A 22,617-nucleotide genomic window follows, 5' to 3' on the forward strand; every position below is an offset into this window, starting at 1 on the left:
TTGACAGGCCGTCCTCCCGACCTCGTGAGAGCGGAGTGGCACGCAGCTTGAGCCCCATCACTCTGCGAAGCTCCATCGCGCACCACGGTTGTGGTCCAAAAACTCTTGCCGCAGGCACGCGGCTCGATCATGGAGCCACTCCGCTCTCACGAGGTCGGGAGGACAGCGCTGTTCCCGGCGTTGCCCCTGGCGATCTGCGCGGCAGGCAGTCTGGTTATGCCCTGAAGCGAATACCCGTACAAAAGCCGTCGAACACTACGATAAGACTCCCGCCTGGCAGGCAAGAAGGCGCCCTTTGCCTACTTTCGGGCGCGACCGAAAGTAGGTCGCCGGCTACGCCGGCGAAACAGCCACGCCGCCAAGAACCCAATCCCGCCATGCGGCGAAGAACAAGGGCGCGTCGACACCCGGCGTGGTCAACGGCGGCACGGTTGCGGCCGGGGTCAACCAGACGGGTGTAGTGATGGGGGTAAAGCATATCTTCTGAAATCGACGTCTTCCGACCTCGGAAATGAAGAAGCGCGCCATGCCGGCGCGCTTCTTTTTATCTATCGGAAGGGAAAACGGCCGGGGCCACCGATACCTGCGTCAGTCCCAGCGGCGGCCGTCGTGCCAGCCGCCGTGGTCGTCACGGCCACGACCGTCATAGCCGCCGTGGCGGTAGCCCCATTCGCGATCGCGCCACTCGCGGCGGTCATAGCCACGGTCATAGCCACGATCGTAATCGCGGCCGTAGCGCACCGGGACAGGTGCCACCACCACCGGGCGCGGCGCATAGGCAACCGGCGCCGGCGCATACACTGGCGCGGGCGCATAGACCGGTGCCGGACGGTAGACCGGCGCTGGCTGGGCCACGACTATGCCTGGCAGGCCGATGCCGACATCGATGTTCACACCGGCGTAGGCCCCGGCGCTTGCCGCCAGCATTGCACCACCCACTGCTGCGATTGCGATGATCCGTTTCATGAATGCCTCCCAGGGGGCGTTGAACATGGACCTACTGTAGGGGGTGGGCTCGTAATATGGGCTGCGCGAAGTGTTGCAAGTGTGACGCGGTGTAACGTCCTGGACACGTCGGCAGCGCGCCGGCTCAGTCCATCTCTTTCAACAGGCGCCGGCATGTCCGCGCGCCGAGCACGCCCACGATCACGCAAAGCACCCCGAGGCTCTGCCGCTCCGGCGGCGTGAGTCCTGCCAGCCAGTCCATGCCGGACGGGGTGAACACCAGCCACACCGCGCCGGCGCTTGCCAGCACGAGCAACGTCAGGGAAATGGCATCGGACAGGCGCAGCGGACCGATGCCGTTTCCGGCAGCCACTGCGCCCTTCTTCCTGGCGCCAACGGGGCGACGATCGGATTTCACGACAATGCAGGCCAACGATGCCGTTGGCTCCGGAACAGGAGAACCTGTATCCAGTTTAGATTCGGAAACGCAATGCGGGCAGGAACGTCAGCAAAGCGAAATGTCCGCGCCGCGAGCGTGCAGGCTGACGGGGAATCGCGCTAACGTCTGTGCTGAGGGGAAAGAAAAAGGCGGTGGTGCCCATGGGCAGGATCGAACTGCCGACCTCTCCCTTACCAAGGGAGTGCTCTGCCACTGAGCCACATGGGCATTTGCTCTGGTGCCGTCGCACTGGAGCGGGAGACGAGTCTCGAACTCGCGACCTCAACCTTGGCAAGGTTGCGCTCTACCAACTGAGCTACTCCCGCATCTTGGCTCCCCGACCTGGGCTCGAACCAGGGACCTACGGATTAACAGTCCGGCGCTCTACCGACTGAGCTATCGGGGATCAGGAGATGTTTGGTGCAGGTACTGAACCAAACGGAGGCCGGATTGTACAACATCCAATGCATTTGTCGAGCCCTAGCTGAAACGGCCTGATCGATTTACTCGGGCATCGTTGACAACGGTGGCGGAGCAGCGCCACGCCCGACGACCGGGCGAGGAAACGCGCGCGCTGCTCGCTGGGCACCGAACACCGAGCCTGACCGTTCGACCGCGGCCAACGCTTCTTTCCGGGTGTTGGCCGCACCCCGCCTGTTGCCGCCGATCCGGCGCTCTTCCGTGCACTCCCCGCGCCGTTGCCCCGTGGCACGGCCTGTGCGTAGTGAAGTCGAACGCCGCTGCCGCGCCGCGTTCGCCCTTCCCCCTTCAACTCAAGGAGACGCACATGTCCACGCTGACCATCAAAAACCTGCCGCGCCTGCGCGAACTTGACCAGGCCGCCAGGGCCGCCCTTTCCGGCGGCCAGGGCTATATGGACTACGAGCCGCTCACCATCAGGACTCCGGAACCCGGCCTGCCGCCTGGACTCGCACGCCTGCTGCGCGAGCTTCCGGTTACCTGGCGGCCGCCTGTCGACTACGACCCGCTCTTTTCGCCTGGCTCTCCCAGGGTTGTTCCGCTCTGACCCGCCGCGAACGCTCCCACACTCTCAAGAAAGGCAGCCATGAACACCAGGCTCGTCTATGCCATCGGCGTAATCGCCGCCGCGCTCGCCGCAGCGTTCCTCCTCAGCGAGACCAGCACGTTCGAAGACGGTGCTGGCACGGAACCGCTCGGCGCCTTCAAAGACAGCGCCTGCCGGCACGCTTGCCGCCCGGCGGCGCTGGTACTTTCGCTTGCATGAGCCATGGCGAATCCGGCACGCCGCATAGCCACAGGAGGCCAGGCCGGTAAATTCAAATAATTTGAATAATTCGTCCGTCGCCAGTGCCTTCCCGGTCGCAATCCGGCCTCTATAGTTCTGTACATGGACGACGCAAACACAAACGCAACGTTCTGACAAATTCAACAAACTATGGAGAACATCATGACCACGACCGCCCGCCTCGCTTCCGCCCTCCTCCTCTCGCTGGCCGCCCTCGGCGCCGCCCAGGCTGCCAGTGCAGCCGAGCAACTGCCCGGCGACAAGTACGGCTACAACTTCCGCACCGCGGTGCCGGGCGACAAGTACGGCTACGAGTTCCGCACGCATGATGTGTTCACCGACGGCGCCCGCGTCGGCAAGACCGATCCCTATGTGGACGGCGCCCGCACCGTAGCCGGCCTGGACCGCAGCAGCGTCTCGGCATCGCCGGCCCGCAGCTTCGACCCGTACACCGACGGCGCCCGCACTGGCAAGCTGGATCCGTTCACCGAAGGCGCCAACGCCTGAGCGGTTCCCACATGAAGTCCCGACGGCAGGGCGCGAGGCATTCGCGCCCTGTTTGCTTTTCTGTCGCCGGATCGGGGGCTATTCGGAGAACAGCTCGAATACCAGGTTGCGCAGCCACTGGCTGGCGGGATCGCGGTGATAGCGCGAATGCCAGAAGAGATTGATCTGGATTTCCGGCAGGTCAACCGGATGCGCGATGTACTTCAGGCCAAAGAACCCGGCGCTGCGCTGGGCAAATTTCTCGGTGACGGTCGCCACCAGGTCCGTGCTCTGGACGATATCGGCCACCGCCACGAAATGCGGGACTTTCAGCCGGATATTGCGCTCGACACCGAGCCGGGCCAGGATCTCGTCGACCCTCGCATGCCCGGTGCCCGCGGCCGTCACCACCACATGCTCGGCCTGCTCGAAGTCCTTCACCCTGACCGTGCGCTTGTCCAGCGGATGTCCGGGGCGGAACATGCAGACGTAGCGCTGCCGGAACAGGCGCCGCTGGAAGAACTCCGAAGTCAGCTCCGGCAGGTGTCCGATCGCCAGGTCGACCTTGCCATGGCTCATCTCCTCCTGCAGGTTCAGCGCGGTATTGCGCACCGTCGCCACGGACACGCGCGGCGCGCGCTCGCGCAGCACGCTCATCAGCTTCGGGATGAAGTTCACCTCGCCGATATCGGTCATCGCCAGCTGGAACAGGCGGTCGCTGGTGAGCGGATCGAACAACACCTTGCGGTTCAGCGCGGACTGCAGGGTGTCGAGCGCATGCGCGACCGGCTCGGCCAGTTCCAGCGCCACGGGCGTGGGCAGCATGCCTTTCGCGCTGCGCACGAACAACTCGTCGTCGAAGATCTTGCGCAGGCGCGCCAGCGCGTTGCTGACCGCCGGCTGACTGACATGCAGCGCCTTCGCCGTCCCTGATACGGTCCCGAGCCTCAACAGGTGCTCGAACACCACCAGCAGGTTCAGGTCGATGTCCTTCACTTCCATATGGCACCTTTATAACTTTGGTGAATAGGTGATATAGGCCAGATTCTATTGGTTTATTTTCTTCTGTACTCCATGATTCGCCAAAACAGACCGACTTATCACGGAGACACCCATGAAAGTGCATGTCATGCCCCAGGGGCAGCAGTTGGACGTGCGGTATGGCGAGAACCTGCTCACCGCGCTCCAGGCGGCGCAGATCCCGGTTTCGTACAGCTGCATGTCAGGCCGTTGCGGCACCTGTCGCTGCAAGGTGCTGGAGGGAGACGTCGACGAAAGCACCGGCTACGCCTTCCATAACGTGGCGCAGGCGCACGAGAGGCAGATCCTTGCCTGCCAGGCCACGGTGACCGGCGACTGCACGATTGAAGTTCCGGAGCCGGACGAGGTCGTCGTCCATCCTGCGAAGATCGTCAAGGCAACCGTCACCGCGCTTGCCGACCTGACGCACGATATCAGGCTGCTCCGCGTGCTGCCCGCCAAGCCCCTGACGTTCTCGCCGGGGCAATACGCCACGCTGCAGTTCACGCCCGACCATATCCGCCCCTACTCCATGGCGCGCATCGCCGCCGACACCGAGATGGAGTTCCACGTGCGGCTGGTGCCGGACGGCCGCGTGACCTCATACATCCGCGACACCCTCAGGGTCGGCGACACGCTGCGCATCAGCGGGCCGCTCGGCACGTCCTACCTGCGCACCCGCAATGCCGATCCGATCCTGTGCATCGCGGGCGGGACCGGCCTGGCGCCAGTGCTGTCGCTGGTGCGCGGCGCGGTCGAGGCCGGCATGACCAATCCGATCCGGCTGTACTTCGGCGTGCGTTCGCCGCGCGATGTGTATGGCATCGAATGGCTGAAGGCGCTGGCCGCGGCGCACCCCGGTCTGCATGTCGAGCTTGTCTCGACGCTGCCGGGCGGCGGTGGACTGCGTACCGGCCACGTGACCGAAGCCGTCAATGAAGACTTCGCCGACCTGCGCGGATGGCGCTCGTACCTGTGCGGCGCGCCGCCGATGGTCGACGCCGCCACGACGCTGCTGCGGCAGAAGGGCGTCCTGCCCGAGCATATCTACGCCGACGCGTTCTTCGCATCCGGCACCTGAACCGCGCCAGAACGCTAACACGATCAAAAGGAGACAACCATGAGCATGAATCCGGCCACCCATGCGGCGCCGGTCTGGTCCGAGCCAGGCAGCAGCCGCATTCCGTTCCGCGTCTACACCGACCAGGACCTGTACCAGCGCGAACTGCAGCGCTGCTTCTACACGCGCCACTGGAACTATGTCGGGCTCGAGGCGGAGATCCCGAATCCGGGCGATTTCAAGCGGACCGCCATCGGCGAACGCTCCGTGATCCTGGTGCGCTCGCAGGATGGCGAGATCAACGTGATCGAGAACGTCTGCGCGCATCGCGGCATGAAGTTCTGCCGCGAGCGCAGCGGCAACCGCAAGGACTTCCACTGCCCCTATCACCAGTGGAACTACGACCTGAAGGGCAACCTGCAGGGCGTGCCGTTCCGCCGCGGCGTCAAGCAGGACGGCAAGGTCAACGGCGGCATGCCTGCGGACTTCAAGCCCGAAGAACACGGCCTGACCAAACTGAAAGTGGCGGCGCGCGGCGGCGTGGTGTTTGCATCCTTCGATCACGACGTGGAGCCGCTGGAGGACTTCCTCGGGCCGGAGATCCTCGGCTACTTCGACCGCCTCTTCAATGGCCGCAAGCTGAAGATACTGGGCTACAACAAGCAGCGCATCCCGGGCAACTGGAAGCTGATGCAGGAGAACATCAAGGACCCCTACCACCCGGGCCTGCTGCACACCTGGTTCGTCACCTTCGGGCTCTGGCGGGCCGACAACAAGTCGAAGCTCGTAATGGATCCGCAGTTCCGCCACGCCGCCATGGTGTCCACGCGCGGCCAGGGCGGCAAGGGGGATGTCACCTCTGGCGTCTCCAGCTTCAAGGAGCAGATGGCGCTGCAGGACGACCGCATACTCGATATCGTGCACGAGGACTGGTGGGGCGACCCCACCGCGGTGATGATGACCGTCTTCCCGAGCGTGATCTTCCAGCAGCAGGTGAACTCGGTCTCCACGCGGCATATCCAGCCGAACGGCACCGGTTCGTTCGATTTCGTCTGGACGCACTTCGGCTTCGAGGACGACAGCGACGAGATGACGCGCCGCCGGCTGCGCCAGGCCAACCTGTTCGGCCCGGCGGGCTTTGTCTCGGCCGACGACGGCGAGGTGATCGAATGCTCGCAGGAAGGCTTCGAGCAGAAGCCGTGGCATCGCGTGGTGGCGGAGCTCGGCGGCAAGACCGCGGAGAACACCGACCACATGGTCACCGAAACCCTGATCCGCGGCATGTACGCCTACTGGCGCAACGTAATGGAGGTCTGAGCATGGAATTCTCCGACTACTTCGCCCTCGTTTCGCTGTACGCGGACTACTCGGCCGCCGTCGACAACGCCGAGTGGGAGCGCTGGATCGACTTCTTCGACGATGAATGCGTCTACAAGGTCCAGCCCCGCGAGAACTACGAGCGCGGCTTTCCGCTGGCGACGCTGTCGTTCGAAAGCAAGGGCATGCTCAAAGACCGCGCCTTCGGCATCCGGGAAACGCTGTTCCACGATCCCTACTATCAGCGGCACATCGTCGGCGCCCCGCTCATCCGGCGCGTGGAAGGCGACCGGATCCATGCCGAAGCCAACTACGTAGTGCTGCGCACCAAGCCGGACCAGCTGACCGACGTGCTCAGCGCCGGCCGCTATCTCGATGTCATCCGGCGCACCGAGAGCGGCCTGCGCTTCGCGTCCCGGATCTGCGTGTTTGACAGCGAGATGATCCCGAACTCGCTGATCTATCCCATCTGATTTGAGGTGAACCATGAGTGAAACCTGGATTGAAGCGGCCGCCCTGGACCGCGTGCCGGCCGACGATGTTGTCGCCATCGAAGTGCAAGGCAGGGAGATCGCCCTGTACGGCGTCGACGGCGAGATCTTCGCCACCGACAACATCTGCACGCACGGACACGCCCGGCTTTGCGACGGCTTCCTGGACGGCCACGAGATCGAATGTCCGCTGCATCAGGGCAAGTTCGATGTGCGCACTGGCGCGGCGCTGTGTGCGCCGCTGACGGAAGGGGTGCGGGCCTATCCGGTGCGGATCGAGGGCGGGAAGGTGTTTCTGGATATCGGGGAAGCGGTGGCGGCCCGCTGAGGCCCCCTGCGGCATTTTCAGGGCACCCCACTCTTTAAGGTTCTTCGCCGATTTGTGGGGTGGGGGTGTTGCTGTGGTGCCTGGGGGTAGTGGCTGCGGCAGGCTGCTGTCGTAGGTCGACGGCCCCGTTTCGCCCTGAAGGGCGAGTTCCTTTTTGGCGCAGTCAAAAAGGGAGTCGCCGGCTACGCCGGCGAAACAGCAGAGCATCCAAGAACCCCAACCCGCAATCCGGCGAAGAACCCTCTTTAAGTCTCCCTTAAGTTTTCCCCCATAGACTGGCCGCGTACCAACTACCGGCAGAGGGATGCCATGACCCCGCAGGAAACGCAGGCACTGGAAGTCTTCCTGACTCAGCTCACCCAGGCCCAGCCGGGCACGAAGGATCCGCAGGCAGAGGCGCTCATCGCCAGAGCGGTTGCGATGCAACCCGATGCCGCCTATTTGCTGGTCCAGCGCGCCATGCTGCTCGATCATGCCTTGGCGTCGGCAAAGGCGCAGATCACCACATTGCAGAGCCAGTTGCAGGCGGCACAGACCAACGGCTCCGGCAGCTTCCTCGACCAGCAGGTCGCGTGGGGCGCCAGTGCCAATCCGGTCACTGCCGGCCCCGCTACCGCGACGCCCATGGCTGCGCCCGCACCTGCCCAGCCCGCGCCACCGGCGCTCCAGACCCCGCCGGCTCAACCGTCGCGGCCGGGATTCCTCGGCGGCGGGCTCGGAAGCACGCTGGGCAGCATCGCCACCACCGCTGCCGGCGTGGCAGGTGGCGCGTTCCTGTTCCAGGGGATCGAGAACCTGTTCCACCACAACAGCGGCAACACGTTCCTGGGTCAGTCCGGCACAGGCATGCCGGCGACGGAAACGACCGTCGTCAACAACTACTACGGCAGCGACGACCCGTCTTCGCTCTCCACGCGCGACTCGGCATCGGACAGCGGCTTTCTCGATGCCGGCCTGAGCGACGACGATTTCATGGACGACGATTCGAGCATCGTCTAGATCCTATGAATGAAGGCGGGTCGGTAACGCATGCAAAGCGATCCTAAAGTAAAGGTGCGACCCATTCACCTTGGAGCACGTCATGCAACCGACCCGTATCAATCATTCTATGCCCGCAGAAGATGTATTGGCAGTGGCCCTGGAGCTGTCCAGCAGCACCTGGAAAATCGCCCTGCACGACGGCAAACGGGAGAAGCCTGCGATCCAGACTGTAGCTGCAAAAGCTCCGGCATGCCGCCTGGACGAAGCGATGCAAGCGATCGAGAAGATCAAGACGAAATGGGGAATTGGCCCTGGCGTGCGCACCGTCGTGTTGTACGAGGCTGGTCAGGACGGCTTCTGGATCGAGCGGGCGCTATCGAAGCTAGGATACGAAGTAGTGATCTGCGACCCCGCCAGCATCCCGGTGGAGCGGCACGCGCGGCGGGCCAAGACCGACCGACTCGACGCGATCAAGCTGGTGTTCTGCCTGCGCGCCTGGCTGCGCGGCGAACATGACCGCATGCACGTGATTCGCGTACCGGCCGTTGAAACCGAAGCCCAGCGGCACCTGGTGCGCGACCGGGGTGAACTTCAAAAAGAAGCGCTACAGCACCGCGACCGGATCCGCAAGCTGCTGCGAACAGTGGGTTGCTGGCAAGACGTCGAAGGCGATATCGCAAAGCGGCTAGCAAAGGGAGAAATCTCCTGCTACGACGGCGCGGCAATCCCTGCGCAGTTGCATGCGCGGCTGACCCGGGAGTGTCAGCGCTTGGCCTTAGCCCAGCAGCAACTCGCGGCACTGGAAAAAGACCTGGTCAGGCAATTGCCGGAACCCGCACAAAAGCGCATTGCCGACCTGCAACGGCTCAAGGCGGTCGGCCCGGTCGGCGCGACACGACTGGTGCTCGAGCTGTTCTGGCGCAGCTTTGACAACCGCCGGCAGGTGGGCGCCTGTGTCGGCTTGGCGCCGCAGCCGTATGACAGCGGCCAGAGCCGGGTCGACCAGGGGATCAGTAAGCAGGGCAACCGGCGCGTGCGTTCTCTGCTTATTGAAATGGCGTGGCTCTGGTTACGCTATCAGCCCGGCAGTGCGATGGCCCAGTGGTACGTGCAGCGCACCCAAGGAAATAGCCAGAACAAGCGGGGCAAGCGCATCGCTATAGTCGCGGTGGCGCGACGGCTGGTCATCGCTCTGTGGCGCTATCTGACGCATGGAATCCTACCCGAGGGAGCGCTTCTGAAAAACAGCAAGACCACAGGATTAAAGCGTTCAACCGGCGAGGTGGCAGCAGTTTGAAGGAATGGCGGCAACGCTCGCATTAGCTGTTCCTGTTCGTCCTATCGCAAGTCAGTTCGAAGTAGACAAGCACGGGAACTTTGAAACTGGTGAACAACAGCGACAGACGCCTGTGGTAAGCGCGTGGTAAGCGCGTGGTAAGCGCGAGCTAGATTAAGGAAGAAGTTGGATCAATTTGCGTAAAAATTCTTGCCTTCCGACTCATCATAGAAGCAAGGCTGCCAGGCTCAGTACCAACTGAGCCTGGCTCCGTCACACGCGGCACGGAGCCTCTGCAGGGACCGGCAAGGCGCCGGGCGCACGTGCAGGTCGGGACTTCCGTTGCCCGCAAGCTCTGTCGAGCTCCATTGTCGGCTGATCGTCACCCAGACAGCCGGCATGTCGATTCCCCTCCCCCCGAAGCACGTCAATTCGCGCTTCTCGCCCCCCCTGCCCCGGACTTATGCACCGGCTGGCAGCTGCGAACCCCATTCGGTTCACGTTGTCCTGAAAAGAGGGAAGTTCGTCATTCAGGCCATAGGCCGGGCCTTTATTCTGGAGATGGCAATCCGCTCATGTGAATGGCTTTCAGATGAGCTCCATCGACCAGCCTGGAGGTACCGAATGAAGAGATTCATCAAGACTGCGGTGCTTGCTGCCGCAATCAGCAGTGTTGCTTCCGCCGCGGGCGCAGCACCTCCGCCTGCTGCGGACGCCAGCAAAACCACGGTCGTGCTCGTGCACGGCGCCTTTGCCGACGGGTCGGCCTGGGACAAGGTTGTTCCCCTGCTCCAGGCCAGGGGCCTGCACGTCGTCTCCGTCCAGAATCCGTTGACCTCGCTGGCCGACGATGTGGCGGCCACCCGCCGCGCGCTCGACATGCAGACCGGACCGGTCGTGCTCGTGTGGCACTCCTGGGGCGGCGTGGTGATCTCCGAGATCGGCCAGCATGAGCGCGTCAAGGCTTTGGTCTATGTCGCTGCGTTCGCGCCTTCGGAAGGACAGTCGGTAGCTGACCTGGCCAAGGACTACCCGACACCCGAGGGGTCAAAATTCCTTGTCGCCGACAAGGAGGGCTTCGTGACAATGAGTGCCGAAGGAATGGCGAAGCACTTCGCCCAGGACGTGCCGGCGGCCCAGACCAGGATCATGGCCGTGACCCAGGGTCCCGTCCGTGGGAAGAGCTTCGAGGAGAAGGTCACCGTCGCCGCATGGAAGACCAGGCCGTCCTGGTACGTCCTCACGGAGCAGGATCACATGATCCAGCCTGCCTTGCAGCAGGCGATGGCACAGAAGATTTCCGCCCATATCGTGAAGCTGCCGACGAGCCACGTGCCGCAGTTGTCGAGGCCGAGGCAGGTTGCAGATGCCATCCTCGCGGCCGCGGCGCAGCCGTCGAACTAACCACTCGATGACCGCTCGCCTGACACGACTCGCTTCCCGCACGTTCGCCAAGGAATTCTCCATGCCCCCCGAAAAACCGATCGGCTCGCCACCGTCTCGCCGCCGCTTTCTTGCTTCGGCAGCCACGCTGCTCGCCAGCCCCTCTGTGTTCGCGCTGCCGGACCTCAGCAGGACGACGTCGCCCTCCGCGACCGACCCAAGCCTCGTCGCCGCAGCACCGGTGCCGCGCCAGGCCGGCGACGATGAGCGGGTCCGCCCGTTCACCGTCCGCGTGCCCGACGCTCAGCTCGTGGACCTGCGCCGGCGGATCGCTGCGACGAGGTGGCCCTCGCGGGAACTGGTGGCCGATGCATCGCAGGGCGTGCAACTGGCCACCATGCGCGAACTCGCGCACACATGGCAGACGGACTACGACTGGCGCAAGTTCGAGGCGAAACTGAATGCCTTGCCCCAGTTCATGACGACGATCGACGGGGTAGACATCCATTTCATCCACGTTCGTTCGAAGCATCCGCACGCACTGCCGCTCATCGTCACGCACGGGTGGCCCGGCTCCATCATCGAGCAGTTGAAGATCATCGATCCGCTGACCAACCCTACCGCGCATGGGGGAAGCGCGTCGGACGCCTTCGACGTCGTGATCCCCTCCTTGCCGGGCCACGGCTTCTCTGGGAAGCCCACCACACTTGGCTGGGACCCCGTTCGCATCGCAGGTGCGTGGATCGTGCTGATGAAGCGCCTGGGATACACCCGATTCGTCGCGCAAGGCGGCGATTGGGGCAATGCGGTCACCGAACAGATGGCCCTCCTGGCGCCGCCGGAACTGGCCGGCATACACACCAATATGCCTGCCACCATTCCCGACGACATCGCGAAGGCTCTCCAGTCCGGCGGCCCGCCACCATCCGGTCTCTCGCCTGACGAGAGCTATGCGTACGAGCAGCTCGCCTTCTTCTGCAAGCATGGCCTGGCCTACGCCCAGGAGATGAGCAACCGTCCCCAGACCCTGTATGGGATCGAGGATTCACCCATCGGCCTCGCGGCCTGGATGCTCGATCACGACGCACGCAGTTACGCGCTCATCTCACGCGTGTTTGCCGGCCAGGGGGAGGGACTGACGCGAAACGACATACTCGACAACGTCACGCTCTACTGGCTGACCAACACGGCAGTTTCCTCGGCCCGCCTCTATTGGGAGAGCAAGCTGGCCTTCTTCGCGCCGAAAGGCGTTGCCATTCCCGTCGCGGTAAGCGCTTTCCCCGACGAGATCTATATGGCTCCGCGAAGCTGGACCGAGCGGGCATACCCCAGGCTCGTGCATTACGGCAGGCTCGACAAGGGCGGACACTTCGCAGCGTGGGAACAGCCGGAGGTCTTCGCGGCGGAGCTGCGCGGAGGGTTCAGGTCCATGCGCAGTTGAAGGTCTTCATCGGCACCTCTCGGCATGTTCAGGGGAATGCCGTGAGGCTTCCCGCAACTGAGGTGTGAGCGCGTTCAATGACAAGGAGAGGAGCAATGGCAGAGAAAATCAATTCGCATCGTCGCGGCTTCATGGGCACGACGGCTTTGGCAATTGCTGCCGCGCAGTTCAGCATGAACGGTACAGCCAACGCACAGAGCCGTTTGTCGACGCCTGTGCCCCTTGCTGCGGTCCGGCCAGGTACCCACACGTCTTTTGCATCGCTCAGGCAGATCAACGCCGGGCTGCTCAACGTCGGCTACGCCGAGGCCGGTCCCGCCGACGGACCCGCAGTCGTCCTGCTGCACGGCTGGCCCTACGACATCTACAGCTTCGTTGATGTCGCGCCGCTGCTGGCGTCCCAGGGGTATCGGGTGGTCGTGCCGTATCTGCGCGGCTACGGTTCGACGCGCTTCCTGTCTCGCGAGACCATGCGCAACGGCCAGCCGACGGCGACGGCAGCCGATATCACGGCGCTGATGGATGCACTCGACATTCGGCAAGCGATCCTGGCCGGTTTCGACTGGGGCGCACGTACTGCCGATATCGTCGCGGCACTCTGGCCGGACCGCTGCAAGGGGCTGGTGTCGGTAAGCGGTTACCTGATCGGGAGCCAGCAAGCCGGAACGAAGCCTTTGTCGCCGGAAGCCGAATTCCAGTGGTGGTACCAGTTCTATTTCGCCACGGAACGCGGGAAAGCCGGCTACGCGAAATACACGCGCGACTTTGCCCGGCTGATCTGGCACAACGCCTCGCCGCAATGGAAGTTCGACGACGCCACCTTCGAGCGCAGCGCGGCGGCCTTGCTCAACCCGGATCACGTGGACATCACCATCCACAACTATCGCTGGCGGCAAGGTCTTGCCGCAGGCGAGCCGAGGTATGACAAGTTCGAGCAGCAGCTTGCATCGGCGCCGCCCATCGTCGTGCCGACCATCACGATGGAAGGGGACGCCAATGGGGCTCCGCATCCGCTGCCCGAGGCCTACGCAGCCAAGTTCACCGGCAAATACGAGCATCGTCTCATCACGGGCGGAATCGGCCACAACCTTCCTCAGGAAGCGCCGCAGGCATTCGCGCAGGCCGTGATCGACGTCGACCGGTTCTAGGCGCCCTGCACCTGCTCGCAGGCCCCCCGGTCACAATGCCCGGGGAGCCTGGCGCCGGGCGCGTGCGCCGGTTAGTGGTGGTCGACAGGGTTCCGGAACTGGCCAGACTGGAGCGCCTTCAGTTCGGCGCGCTCGGTGTAATGCGGCGTGGCCTGCCAGCTGGCGATCTCATCGTGCCAGATCTCCCAGGCGTTTTCGTCGAACTCGAATACCTCGTCCAGCCGTCCGCCGTCGCGCAGGTATGCGCCGACCACGCGCCGGCCATCCCAGAAGGCAACGACCACGTCTGCCAGGTCCGCCGTCGTTCCGGCCGGCTGGTCACGCAGCAACATCGCCAAATTTTCCTTGAACATGCCGAAATTGTCTGACGTCATGGCCGGCTCCCGCAAAGCTGGAAGAGGATGCCGAAATGGTGCGCCCGATCCATGGGCGCGTCAATCTCCGGCCTTGTCCGTCACCTTCCAGGCATGCGCGGCGCCCCACAGTCCGTGGCATGGCGCCGCCAGGGCACAGCGGAATCTTCGCCATAGGCAGTCGGGTCCCCCTTGTTGCTGTTGTTCAGCATCCGCGCGGCGCCGGGGTGCGGCAGCGAAATGTTCGCTGGCGCACACTGGCAGCGCCAATCCTCATGCCTGGCGACGACTTGCCATCGTGGGCCGCCTAGAATAAGCAAGCCTGAATAAGGGGCCGGCACATGGCACCGTGGCCGGCCCGCTCTGGCGCAGCGGCACGCCTCGGACCCGGGTTCCACCGCCGCGACGACATCCTGACAGACAGAGTAGCGAGCCATGAAGCCAGAACCATTTGCGGTGACTCCCGATGCGTATGCACGCGCGCTCAACGTGGTGGGAGAACAGATCACGGTGCTGGCATCCAATGCTGCCACGCAAGGCTATGAAGTCTTCCTGCAGCGGGGCGAAGAAGGCAGCGGTCCACCGCCGCATTGTCACGACTGGGACGAATCGTTCTACGTCACCAGGGGGACGATCGAGATCGGTTATGGCGATCAGACGGTCACCGCCAGCGCTGGTACGTTTGTGCATGTACCCGCTGGCACGGTGCACTACTTCCGCTTCGGCTCCGGCGGCGGCGAAATGATTTCGGTCACCAGTCACGGCGGACAGGCATCACGCTTGTTCACGCGGATCGATGAGGTGGTTCCGCCGGGCCCGCCAGACCTGGAGAAGCTTCTTGCGGTGGCGCAAGAGTGCGGCGTTACGGTTTCAGGGTGAGGGCTGGCCCCGTATCCACCTATCTCGACGGCGCGACTGCATGGACTCGCGCCGTGATACTGGCGACGCGCCCCGAAGGCATATTCGAATTTTCCCCGTAAAAGAACGTCGCGGGTGGGGCGAGATGCCTCAGGAACGGCTGGAGATCCCGGCTGCCAATGCATATCTTCGACCGTTCCGAGGCTGCGCCGAGAAGAACCTCGCGTGCCGCCTGGTCGGCCTTGTCCATTCCCACGGCGCGCGAGCGCTGATCGGTCAGGTCATCGTCAACCAGCACGTATCGCCCTGGCAGCAAGTGGGCGAGCATGAAATCGCTCAACGCTTCCTGGACCGATATTGACAGGCCAAATAATCGCTTTGGCATATTAGAGGGATTGATGCCTCCCCAGTCGTAGGTTCCACCCTCGCGATTACGACGGGGGTTCACGGTAAATTTTGACGACATGGTGCCAATCGCCATGACATGGATTTCAGAGACTGACCGGAGCAGGGAATACTGCGCATCGTGCACGGCCAGCAGGCCCGGCGCATTGGCGTACAGGCCGCCATCGACAAATTGATTGTTATTGAACGTATAGCGTGAGAAATAAGCCGGCGCGGCACTGGTGGCCATCGCGATATCCACGATCCGGAATTTATGATCCCGCTTGAAATTGACATGGTGTGGAGTCTTGAATATTTGCGGCCGGCCGGTTGAATAATTGATCGCCGGAATCAGCACCCGGTGCGCGCAAGCCCCCAGCACACGGTCGCCGAACATCTCGCTTCCAGACAGCAGTTCCGCCAGGCGACGCGAGGAAAAGGGAGCGCGCCAGATTCCCGCGAGCGACCAGCGCCGCCTGAAGATCTCCTCCCCATACTCCGTCAGCAGCGTGACAATGCGGCTCGCCGGCACTTCCAGGGCAAGGGCCAGCGCAATGATCCCGCCAATCGAGGTCCCGGCAATCAGGTCGAAGCGGGTCGCGATCGGCGCATTGATTTCGTCCTCGAAATCGGCAAGCAGCTTTGCCGTGTACAGTCCACGGAAACCGCCGCCCGAGAGGGCAAGGATCTGAAACCGGGGTGGCGCGGCCTCGTTCAAGATTGTCCCTCCCGCCAACCGCGGCATAAATCAGTCGGCCGTGAGATGTCATGCGCATCTATACTAGGCGACGCCGGAATTTTTTACAGCAGATATCCTCCACTCACGACCTGCGCAAGCAATCGGTCCGACAGGAAATTAAACGGCGTTTAACTCTGATATTCAGGACGAACTCAGGGGATTGGGACACCAGGCCGGGCCACGACGACGAGCAACGGGCTACGGAGCTTAGAAGCGAAACACCACACTCAGCATGGGTCCCTTAAGGGTGAGCCTTTGCACCAACTGATTACCATCCAGTTGGTAGGTCAGGTAACGGTAGGACAATTGCACATCCCCCCAGCTGGCCGCGTACGCCGCACCCCCGGACGCCTGAACCGTGTATCTGGAAGAACCGGTACCGATGTCAACGTAATAGGGCACGTACCACTTGCCACTGCTACTGAGATTGATGCGCCCGCGCATGCCGATTATGCCGTCCACGATATTCGCCGTCTGGGATACGCTCCCTTGCCTTGCCAACGTCGCGCCTTGTTCAGCGAACGTTGCGGATAGTGTCCAGTTCGCGTTGGCGCTCAGGTTCAGATATCGGAGCCCGCCGAACGGCATGACCGTCCCCCAAGGCGCACGCAGCGCTGTATAGCCCCCGGCAAGTTCGAACAGTCCGCCGCTCAGGCCACTGCCTGCATCGGTCGCCACGTCGCGCGGGACGACAACCCTGGTGCCTCCCTCCGCTCCCACGGCCTTGAGGTTGGTTTGCTGATGACTGAAGTCAAGGTAGATCGCATCCGCAAGGACAGTCCAGTCCCCCTTGCTGGCTTCGACCTGCAGCATCAGAGCGAACTGCAAATTCTGGAGATAGCTGTCCGGCCCCGTTCCAATATCGAGCCTGCCACCTCCGGTCGACGAAGATCCGGAGAAACGCAGCGCGCCGCTCACGTTTGGCAACCAAAGGTACGGGCCAACGGCAAACTGCCAGCCGTCGGCATCAGTCGGCGCGGCATGCGCCGACCCGACTGCGACAGCAAGGACGATTGCGATCCCCAAACGATGGCTGCCTCGATCTGGGCACGGGCCTTTATGGTTTCGCGCATCGAGCCGACCAGCGAATCGTGCCGTTCTCATGGCTTCGCCCCAAGTCAGAGGATGCCGCGCCAGGGGCGTTGGCAGATTGTGACGGCGCGTTCGCTCGGGTCCGATTGCGCCCCACGGTAGCACCTGCGGACTTATTGGCCCGTCTTTCAGTCTCGACATCTGCGCCCTCCCAGACACAGCTCAACGTAGTCAGCATAGGGCAAACGCCATAGCTTGATGACCTCGAACGGGGAAAAAGCTGTCCCGATAGCAGCGGGCCAGGATGACAGTTAAATGCGACCCGGCCCTGCCGGACTCTGGTGAGGTCGTCGCTTTGGGTGCGGCCCAGAATGACCGCCCGCCATGACTGCATTTTTCTAGCGAAGCGCTAATTGCGCACTATATTGAACAGGCGCAATTTCAATGAGCATTTTTTACCGTTGACAACCTGAATTCCTCTGCTGCAGCCGGCCATGCATGCCAAATCAGCATCGCGCGCAAATACGCCCGGAAGGTGTCCAGCGTGCACATTGGAGATAAGACGTGGCTGTCTCCGTCAATCGAGGGGAGCGGCCATGACTCTACGCGGTAAGCAATTGGCATGGACCTTCTGTGCAGTGTTGCTCGTCGGGCTGATGCTCGCATCAGGCACCGTAAAGGCCCAGGGGCAGGCCGCACCCTCCTATAAGCCCGAGGAGATCGAGGCATTGGTGGCCCCAATCGCGCTCTACCCCGACTCGGTGCTGTCCCAGGTGCTGATGGCCTCCACGTATCCCCTGGAGATCGTGTACGCCGCGCGCTGGGTCAAGGCCCACCCCAACCTCAAGGGCGATGACGCCGTCCAGGCTGTCGCGAACGAGTCGTGGGACGTCAGCGTCAAGTCGCTGGTCGCCTTTCCTCAGATCCTTGAGCCGATGCATGACAAGCTCGACTGGACCCAGAAGCTTGGCGACGCCGTTCTCGCGCAAGAGAAAGACGTACTTGCGGCAGTGCAGCGCCTGCGCCTGCGCGCCCAGCAAGCCGGCAACCTTCAGTCGAATGAGCAGCAACAGGTGATCGTGGAGCAGGCGACAACGGCGGAAGCGGTATCGCCCACCATCGTTCGCATCGAGCCAGCAAACCCGCAGGTCATCTATGTCCCCGCCTATGACCCCGCGATTGTCTATGGCGGATGGGGTTATCCGGCCTATCCGCCCTATTACTGGCCGCCCTACCCTGCCTACTATCCCGGCGGCGCCTTCTTCAGCGGATTCGCCTGGGGCATTGGCTTCGCCGCCGCAGGCGCGATCTTTGGCAACTGTAACTGGGGCGGTGGCAACATCAATATCGACATCAACCGTGGCGCCCATATCGACCACCACTTCGATCGCAACAAGGTCCAGGGGGGGCGCTGGCAGCACGATGCGAGCCATCGCCAGGGCGTTGCCTACCGCGATAACGCGTCGCGTGAGAAGTTCGGCCGCAACACGCCGGGCGCGGACCGGCGGGCCGACTTCCGTGGTCGCGAGCGGGGTTCTGGCGGACGGACCAGCGTTGCGGACCGGGCCGGAGCGGGTAACCGGGCCGCGGCGGGAAACAGGGCCGGCACTGGCGATCGTGCCGGAGCTTCAAACCGGCTTAGCACGTCCGATCGTGCCGGAGCTTCGAACCGGCTCAACACGTCCGATCGTGCCGGGGCTTCGAACCGGCTCAGCACGTCCGATCGCGCCAGGGCTGCCGACCGGTATAGCGCGGGCTTCGGCGGTCGCGACAACTCGTTCCAGGGTGTCGGCAGCACCAACGCCGGGCAACGCGACTTCAGCCGGGGACAGTCCAGCATGCAATCTTCTGGATTCAATCGACCGGGCGGTGGTGGTGGCGCAGGCGGCTACGGCGGTGCCGGCCGTGGCGGCGGGGGCGGATTTTCCGGTGGCGGGCGCGGCGGCGGCGGTGGCGGGCGCGGCGGCGGTGGCCGGCGCTAAGGAGGGACGAGCATGAACTCACCCCAGCAATGTCGTCGGGGCCGGCTCCGCATCACGGCTTTCTCCGTGACCGGCGCGTTACTGTTCGGGCTCGCGGGGGTACCTGCTGCGCACGCAAATAAGGTATTCGCTTCGCCGGAAGCGGCGATGACGGCGTTCGGTGACGCAGTGCTCAACGACGACGAGGCGGCGATGAAGGGCCTGCTGGGCGCCAACTTTCATGACCTCGTACCGCCCGTGGGTGCCGAAGTCCGATACCAGTTCCTGGCGGCCTGGGGCAAGGCCCATGCGATCCAGCCAGCCGACCACCGCGCGTACATCGCCGTAGGCAACAATGGCTGGACCCTGCCCATCCCTCTCGTGAAGTCGGCCAAAGGCTGGCAGTTCGATACGCGCGCCGGGGCAGAGGAAATGCGTGTGCGACGTGTCGGACGGAACGAACTGGCCGTCATCCAGACCATGCTGGCAATCCACGACGCACAGAATGAATACGCCGTGACCGCGCACGACGGCAGCGCCGTACTCGTCTATGCGGCCAGACTATCGAGTTCCCCTGGAAAGCACGACGGACTGTACTGGCCAACACCCCCCGGCGAGCCAGAGAGCCCGCTCGGCCCTGGCTTCATGGGCGCCGGCACACGCAATGCCGGGAAGGATGGCTACTACGGCTATCACTACAAGCTCCTCACATCGCAAGGCCCGCACGCGCCAGGAGGTGCTTTCGACTACGTCGTCAACGGCAAGCTCTTCGGTGGCTTCGCCATCATCGCCTGGCCCGTCCGCTATCGGGACACCGGGGTGATGAGCTTCATGGTGAGCCACGATGGCCAGGTCTATGAGCGCGACCTGGGCGCCGACAGCGCCGCGAAAGTGGCAGCAATGAAAACGTTTGATCCCGGCCCCGGCTGGAGAAAGGTCTCGCCATGAAGCAACTGCTCGCCACCCTGATATTTGGCGCCATCCTGGCCGTGTCGGGTTGTACCTACTATGGCTATCCGGCCGGCACCGTGCCCGCAAGCTACGACCGTTCGTTCTTCGCGGCAGCAGATGCCATGCGCGATCAGGGCGTAGCGATCAGCGTGCAGGACCAGGCAAGCGGAACGGTCACGGGCCAGCGCGACGGCAGCACTGTGACCGCCAGCGTGCGGCCCCAGGCCGACGGCAGCGTGCGGGTGCAGTTCAACGCCAGTGACTCGCGCGATCCCAGCCTGCTCGAACGTATCTCGCGCAGCTACGACCGTCGAATGGGACGCTAGGTACTGGAAACCCGGGAGGGTCTGCACCGGGAGGGCCAGGCCAGAACCGTCGGTCAGCCCCCGTCAGATCTGAACAGGAGAGAACGTGCGGGACACGCTCGCTCAGCTTGAGGACAGGTTTCAGCCCTTCCGTGCCGCCTCGATCGCGGCGATGTCGATCTTCTTCATCGTCATCATCGCGTCGAATGCGCGCTTGGCGGCCGCGCGGTCGGGGTCGGTTATCGCCGTCATGAGGGCGCGCGGGGTGATCTGCCATGACAGTCCCCACCGGTCCTTGCACCAGCCGCATGCACTTTCCTGGCCGCCGTTGCCGACGACCGCATTCCACAAGCGGTCGGTCTCGGCCTGGTCGTCCGTCGCGATCTGAAAAGAGAAGGCCTCGCTGTGCTTGAAATGCGGGCCGCCGTTCAGGCCGACGCAGGGAATGCCGGCGACGGTAAACTCGACCGTCAGGACATCGCCCTGCTTGCCGTCGGGATAATCGCCCGGCGCGCGGAGGACGGCGCCGACAGCGCTGTCGGGAAATGTTTCGGCATAGAAGTTTGCGGCGTCAAGGGCGTCGCCGTCGTACCACAAGCAGATCGTGTTCTTGCTGTTCATCTTGTGTCTCCTGGAAAGTTGAGCACCGGGCATCCGCCACCGTCAAGACAGCTCCAATGGTCCACATCGCGTGGCCCTGGCCAGTCGGAGATTGATGCCGTTGTCGAGACTCCAATGTCTCACCCTCTCGCCGCGGACGCAGGCCGCTTGAAGGGTGGATCCTTGTCGCGAGGGCTGATATCTGGCCATCGAGTCTGATGGCGCAAAGGTCCGGCGTCCGCCCCGCGGGCCGGTAGCGTCCAGACCCGCGCGGACGCAACTGGCAACGTACCTCAGGAAGTACTATCCTCTCCTGGGTCAGGCAAGGAGACCATATGTTGCTAGGTTCCCGGCATTTTGGCAAAGCAAATCTCGCTGTTCTCTGCATGGCGGGCGTGGTCGTTTCGTGTACCACGACGAGGATGTCGGTTCCGCCCGAACTCCAGCCCCCCGACACCCGTGGAACGATTGCAGTGCTCCACGCATCCGGCGTACAGATTTATCAATGCAAGCGTGCGAACGACGGCCGGTTGTTATGGGCGTTCTCGGCCCCGGAAGCAACGCTGAAGGACTCCACCGGACAACTCGTCGTCAAACACTACGCCGGGCCGACCTGGGAAGCGCCCGACGGCAGCAAGGTGACCGGCAAGGTACTGCGACAGGCGCCCAATACGCAGGATCCGGACAGCATCCCACTCTTGCTGTTGCAGGCCACCAGCACCGGCGGGGCTGGCCTGCTTGCGAGGACGCGTTACGTGCAACGGCTGAATACGCAGGGGGGACAGGCCCTCCCCCAGGCCTGCACGCAGGAGGGCCAGGAGAATCGCATGCCGTATCGGGCAGACTACGTCTTCCTGGAATAGCCAGGGTGATCCGGCGCTTGACGGAGCAGCGCTCAAGAGATTGACATCCGACAGGTGCGTTGCGCCGCCACCTTCGCGAGTCAGCAGGCCTGATCGGCAATAACGCTGGCCGCCGTTTCCAGAGACCGCTCCAGCGTGGGCAGGCCAACGGAGCCGAGCGCCAACCGGATGGCATGAGGCACCTGCGCTGACGTCGTGAACGCATGGGCCGTCGACACCGAAATGTGTTCCCGCATCAGCGCCATTGCGATCGCATCTGCCCGCACCTCCGATGGCAGAGGAAGCCAGACGAAGTACGACGCGGGATGGCTGATCCGCTTCAGTCCGCCCAGGACTTTGTTGGCAATGCCCTGGCGCAGCATGGCATCCCGCCGTTTTTCGGCTTCAAGCCGGGCCACGGTGCCGTCCTCGATCCAGCCGCAGGCAATCGCCGTCATCGTTGCCGGCGTATTCCAGGTCGTTGTCCGGATGGCCCGCTCGAGCCTGGGCACCCATTCGCGCGGGGCACAGACGAAGCCGACGCGCAGCCCCGTCGCGATACTCTTCGAAAAGCTCGACACATAAACCGTCGTCTCCGGCGCAAGGGATGCTAAAGGAGGTGGGGCGCCGTCCGCCAAGAACGCGTAGGCCGCATCCTCGATAATCATCAGTCCATGCTGCCTGGCGATGGCAACCAGTTCCCGGCGCCGCGTTGCGCTCATCACCCAGCCGAGCGGGTTATGGAGCGTCGGCATCGCGTACACGGCGCGGACTCGCCTGCGCCTGCACAGCGCCGCCAGCGCGTCCAGATCCGGGCCATGCCCGGCGGTGGGAATTGGGGCGAGTTCCAGCCGGTTGGCCTCGGCGGCGAGCTTGAATCCCGGGTACGTCAGGGCATCCACTGCCACCACGTCGCCGGGCTCGAGCAAGGATGTGGCGGTTGTCGTCAGCCCGTGCTGCGCACCGCTCACGAGCAATACGGTTTCAGCCGATACCGCCAGTCCCCGGCT

Annotated in this window: 25 protein-coding genes and 3 tRNA genes; 17 read left to right on the forward strand and 11 right to left on the reverse strand. The window is 63.6% G+C overall.

Annotation, left to right across the window (positions count from 1 at the left end):
- Positions 1-588: 588 nt before the first annotated feature.
- The 5 genes from RM96_RS21880 to RM96_RS21900 all read right to left on the reverse strand — a co-directional run bounded on the left by RM96_RS21880 (position 589) and on the right by RM96_RS21900 (position 1,790).
- A complete protein-coding gene (locus RM96_RS21880) occupies positions 589-966 on the reverse strand; it encodes a hypothetical protein (protein WP_238587366.1) in 378 nt (125 codons plus the stop codon).
- Positions 967-1,090: 124 nt separating this feature from the next.
- Positions 1,091-1,363, reverse strand: coding sequence for a hypothetical protein (locus RM96_RS21885; protein WP_152624185.1), 273 nt, complete (start codon positions 1,361-1,363; stop codon positions 1,091-1,093).
- A gap of 174 nt (positions 1,364-1,537) precedes the next feature.
- A tRNA-Thr gene (locus tag RM96_RS21890) sits at positions 1,538-1,612 on the reverse strand.
- A gap of 22 nt (positions 1,613-1,634) precedes the next feature.
- Positions 1,635-1,710 (reverse strand) — tRNA-Gly (locus RM96_RS21895).
- A gap of 4 nt (positions 1,711-1,714) precedes the next feature.
- Positions 1,715-1,790: transfer RNA gene (locus tag RM96_RS21900), tRNA-Asn, on the reverse strand.
- Positions 1,791-2,171: 381 nt separating this feature from the next.
- On the opposite strand from RM96_RS21900, the gene RM96_RS21905 reads away from it, so the two are divergent.
- The 3 genes from RM96_RS21905 (at position 2,172) to RM96_RS21915 (ending at position 3,158) form a co-directional block, all read left to right on the forward strand.
- Complete coding sequence (locus RM96_RS21905) at positions 2,172-2,411, forward strand: hypothetical protein (protein WP_039013639.1); 240 nt, start codon at positions 2,172-2,174, stop codon at positions 2,409-2,411.
- A gap of 39 nt (positions 2,412-2,450) precedes the next feature.
- The gene (locus RM96_RS21910) at positions 2,451-2,630 is read left to right on the forward strand and encodes a hypothetical protein (protein WP_039013640.1); all 180 of its coding nucleotides are present in this window, start codon (positions 2,451-2,453) and stop codon (positions 2,628-2,630) included.
- Positions 2,631-2,813: 183 nt separating this feature from the next.
- Positions 2,814-3,158, forward strand: coding sequence for a hypothetical protein (locus RM96_RS21915; protein ID WP_039013641.1), 345 nt, complete (start codon positions 2,814-2,816; stop codon positions 3,156-3,158).
- Positions 3,159-3,236: 78 nt separating this feature from the next.
- Here the strand turns inward: RM96_RS21915 and RM96_RS21920 are convergent, their stop codons facing one another.
- Positions 3,237-4,139 carry a LysR family transcriptional regulator gene (locus RM96_RS21920; RefSeq protein WP_039013643.1) on the reverse strand — a complete coding sequence of 301 codons (903 nt, stop codon included), beginning with the start codon at positions 4,137-4,139 and terminating at the stop codon, positions 3,237-3,239.
- 112 nt (positions 4,140-4,251) lie between these two features.
- Here RM96_RS21920 and RM96_RS21925 point away from each other — a divergent pair, with 112 nt between their 5' ends.
- The 9 genes from RM96_RS21925 to RM96_RS21965 all read left to right on the forward strand — a co-directional run bounded on the left by RM96_RS21925 (position 4,252) and on the right by RM96_RS21965 (position 13,582).
- A complete protein-coding gene (locus RM96_RS21925; RefSeq protein ID WP_039013644.1) occupies positions 4,252-5,238 on the forward strand; it encodes a 2Fe-2S iron-sulfur cluster-binding protein in 987 nt (328 codons plus the stop codon).
- 39 nt (positions 5,239-5,277) lie between these two features.
- Entirely contained in the window at positions 5,278-6,534 is a 1,257-nt protein-coding gene (locus RM96_RS21930; RefSeq protein WP_039013645.1) for an aromatic ring-hydroxylating dioxygenase subunit alpha, read from the forward strand.
- A gap of 2 nt (positions 6,535-6,536) precedes the next feature.
- Positions 6,537-7,007 carry an aromatic-ring-hydroxylating dioxygenase subunit beta gene (locus RM96_RS21935; protein WP_039013646.1) on the forward strand — a complete coding sequence of 157 codons (471 nt, stop codon included), beginning with the start codon at positions 6,537-6,539 and terminating at the stop codon, positions 7,005-7,007.
- 13 nt (positions 7,008-7,020) lie between these two features.
- Positions 7,021-7,353, forward strand: coding sequence for a non-heme iron oxygenase ferredoxin subunit (locus RM96_RS21940; protein WP_039013649.1), 333 nt, complete (start codon positions 7,021-7,023; stop codon positions 7,351-7,353).
- Positions 7,354-7,662: 309 nt separating this feature from the next.
- Positions 7,663-8,352, forward strand: a complete 690-nt coding sequence (locus tag RM96_RS21945; protein WP_039013651.1) for a DUF2076 domain-containing protein — start codon at positions 7,663-7,665, stop codon at positions 8,350-8,352.
- Between the two features lie 82 nt (positions 8,353-8,434).
- Positions 8,435-9,631, forward strand: coding sequence for an IS110 family transposase (locus RM96_RS21950; protein WP_052279654.1), 1,197 nt, complete (start codon positions 8,435-8,437; stop codon positions 9,629-9,631).
- A 603-nt stretch (positions 9,632-10,234) separates the two neighbouring features.
- On the forward strand, positions 10,235-11,014 hold the full coding sequence (locus tag RM96_RS21955) for an alpha/beta fold hydrolase (protein ID WP_039013652.1): 780 nt from the start codon (positions 10,235-10,237) through the stop codon (positions 11,012-11,014).
- 61 nt (positions 11,015-11,075) lie between these two features.
- Positions 11,076-12,434: an epoxide hydrolase family protein gene (locus RM96_RS21960; protein WP_039013654.1), complete on the forward strand. Its 1,359-nt coding sequence runs from the start codon at positions 11,076-11,078 to the stop codon at positions 12,432-12,434.
- A 95-nt stretch (positions 12,435-12,529) separates the two neighbouring features.
- A complete protein-coding gene (locus RM96_RS21965; protein WP_039013656.1) occupies positions 12,530-13,582 on the forward strand; it encodes an alpha/beta fold hydrolase in 1,053 nt (350 codons plus the stop codon).
- Between the two features lie 71 nt (positions 13,583-13,653).
- Here RM96_RS21965 and RM96_RS21970 read toward each other — a convergent pair whose 3' ends face one another.
- Positions 13,654-13,956 (reverse strand): hypothetical protein, encoded by a 303-nt coding sequence (locus tag RM96_RS21970; RefSeq protein WP_039013657.1) that lies wholly within the window; start codon positions 13,954-13,956, stop codon positions 13,654-13,656.
- A 414-nt stretch (positions 13,957-14,370) separates the two neighbouring features.
- On the opposite strand from RM96_RS21970, the gene RM96_RS21975 reads away from it, so the two are divergent.
- Positions 14,371-14,814, forward strand: coding sequence for a cupin domain-containing protein (locus RM96_RS21975; protein ID WP_039013658.1), 444 nt, complete (start codon positions 14,371-14,373; stop codon positions 14,812-14,814).
- A gap of 19 nt (positions 14,815-14,833) precedes the next feature.
- Here RM96_RS21975 and RM96_RS21980 read toward each other — a convergent pair whose 3' ends face one another.
- Entirely contained in the window at positions 14,834-15,895 is a 1,062-nt protein-coding gene (locus RM96_RS21980; protein WP_039013660.1) for a CBASS cGAMP-activated phospholipase, read from the reverse strand.
- Positions 15,896-16,123: 228 nt separating this feature from the next.
- Complete coding sequence (locus RM96_RS21985) at positions 16,124-16,942, reverse strand: hypothetical protein (RefSeq protein WP_238587367.1); 819 nt, start codon at positions 16,940-16,942, stop codon at positions 16,124-16,126.
- A 602-nt stretch (positions 16,943-17,544) separates the two neighbouring features.
- On the opposite strand from RM96_RS21985, the gene RM96_RS40585 reads away from it, so the two are divergent.
- Genes RM96_RS40585 through RM96_RS22000 form a run of 3 tightly spaced genes read left to right on the forward strand, consistent with a single transcriptional unit; the run spans position 17,545 to position 20,186 of the window.
- Entirely contained in the window at positions 17,545-18,930 is a 1,386-nt protein-coding gene (locus RM96_RS40585) for a DUF3300 domain-containing protein (protein WP_039013664.1), read from the forward strand.
- 12 nt (positions 18,931-18,942) lie between these two features.
- On the forward strand, positions 18,943-19,857 hold the full coding sequence (locus tag RM96_RS21995; RefSeq protein ID WP_039013666.1) for a DUF2950 domain-containing protein: 915 nt from the start codon (positions 18,943-18,945) through the stop codon (positions 19,855-19,857).
- Positions 19,854-20,186, forward strand: coding sequence for a hypothetical protein (locus RM96_RS22000; RefSeq protein ID WP_039013668.1), 333 nt, complete (start codon positions 19,854-19,856; stop codon positions 20,184-20,186). Before RM96_RS21995 ends, RM96_RS22000 begins: the two co-directional genes overlap by 4 nt.
- 120 nt (positions 20,187-20,306) lie before the next feature.
- Here RM96_RS22000 and RM96_RS22005 read toward each other — a convergent pair whose 3' ends face one another.
- Positions 20,307-20,786 carry a VOC family protein gene (locus RM96_RS22005; protein WP_039013670.1) on the reverse strand — a complete coding sequence of 160 codons (480 nt, stop codon included), beginning with the start codon at positions 20,784-20,786 and terminating at the stop codon, positions 20,307-20,309.
- A 452-nt stretch (positions 20,787-21,238) separates the two neighbouring features.
- On the opposite strand from RM96_RS22005, the gene RM96_RS22010 reads away from it, so the two are divergent.
- Positions 21,239-21,628 carry a DUF3455 domain-containing protein gene (locus tag RM96_RS22010; protein WP_082016659.1) on the forward strand — a complete coding sequence of 130 codons (390 nt, stop codon included), beginning with the start codon at positions 21,239-21,241 and terminating at the stop codon, positions 21,626-21,628.
- A gap of 80 nt (positions 21,629-21,708) precedes the next feature.
- Here RM96_RS22010 and RM96_RS22015 read toward each other — a convergent pair.
- Positions 21,709-22,617, reverse strand: a 909-nt coding sequence (locus RM96_RS22015) for an aminotransferase-like domain-containing protein (protein WP_039013678.1), incomplete at its 5' end; no start/stop codon positions are given.

The sequence above is a fragment of the Cupriavidus sp. IDO genome (genome assembly GCF_000812465.1).
Taxonomy (GTDB): Bacteria; Pseudomonadota; Gammaproteobacteria; order Burkholderiales; family Burkholderiaceae; genus Cupriavidus.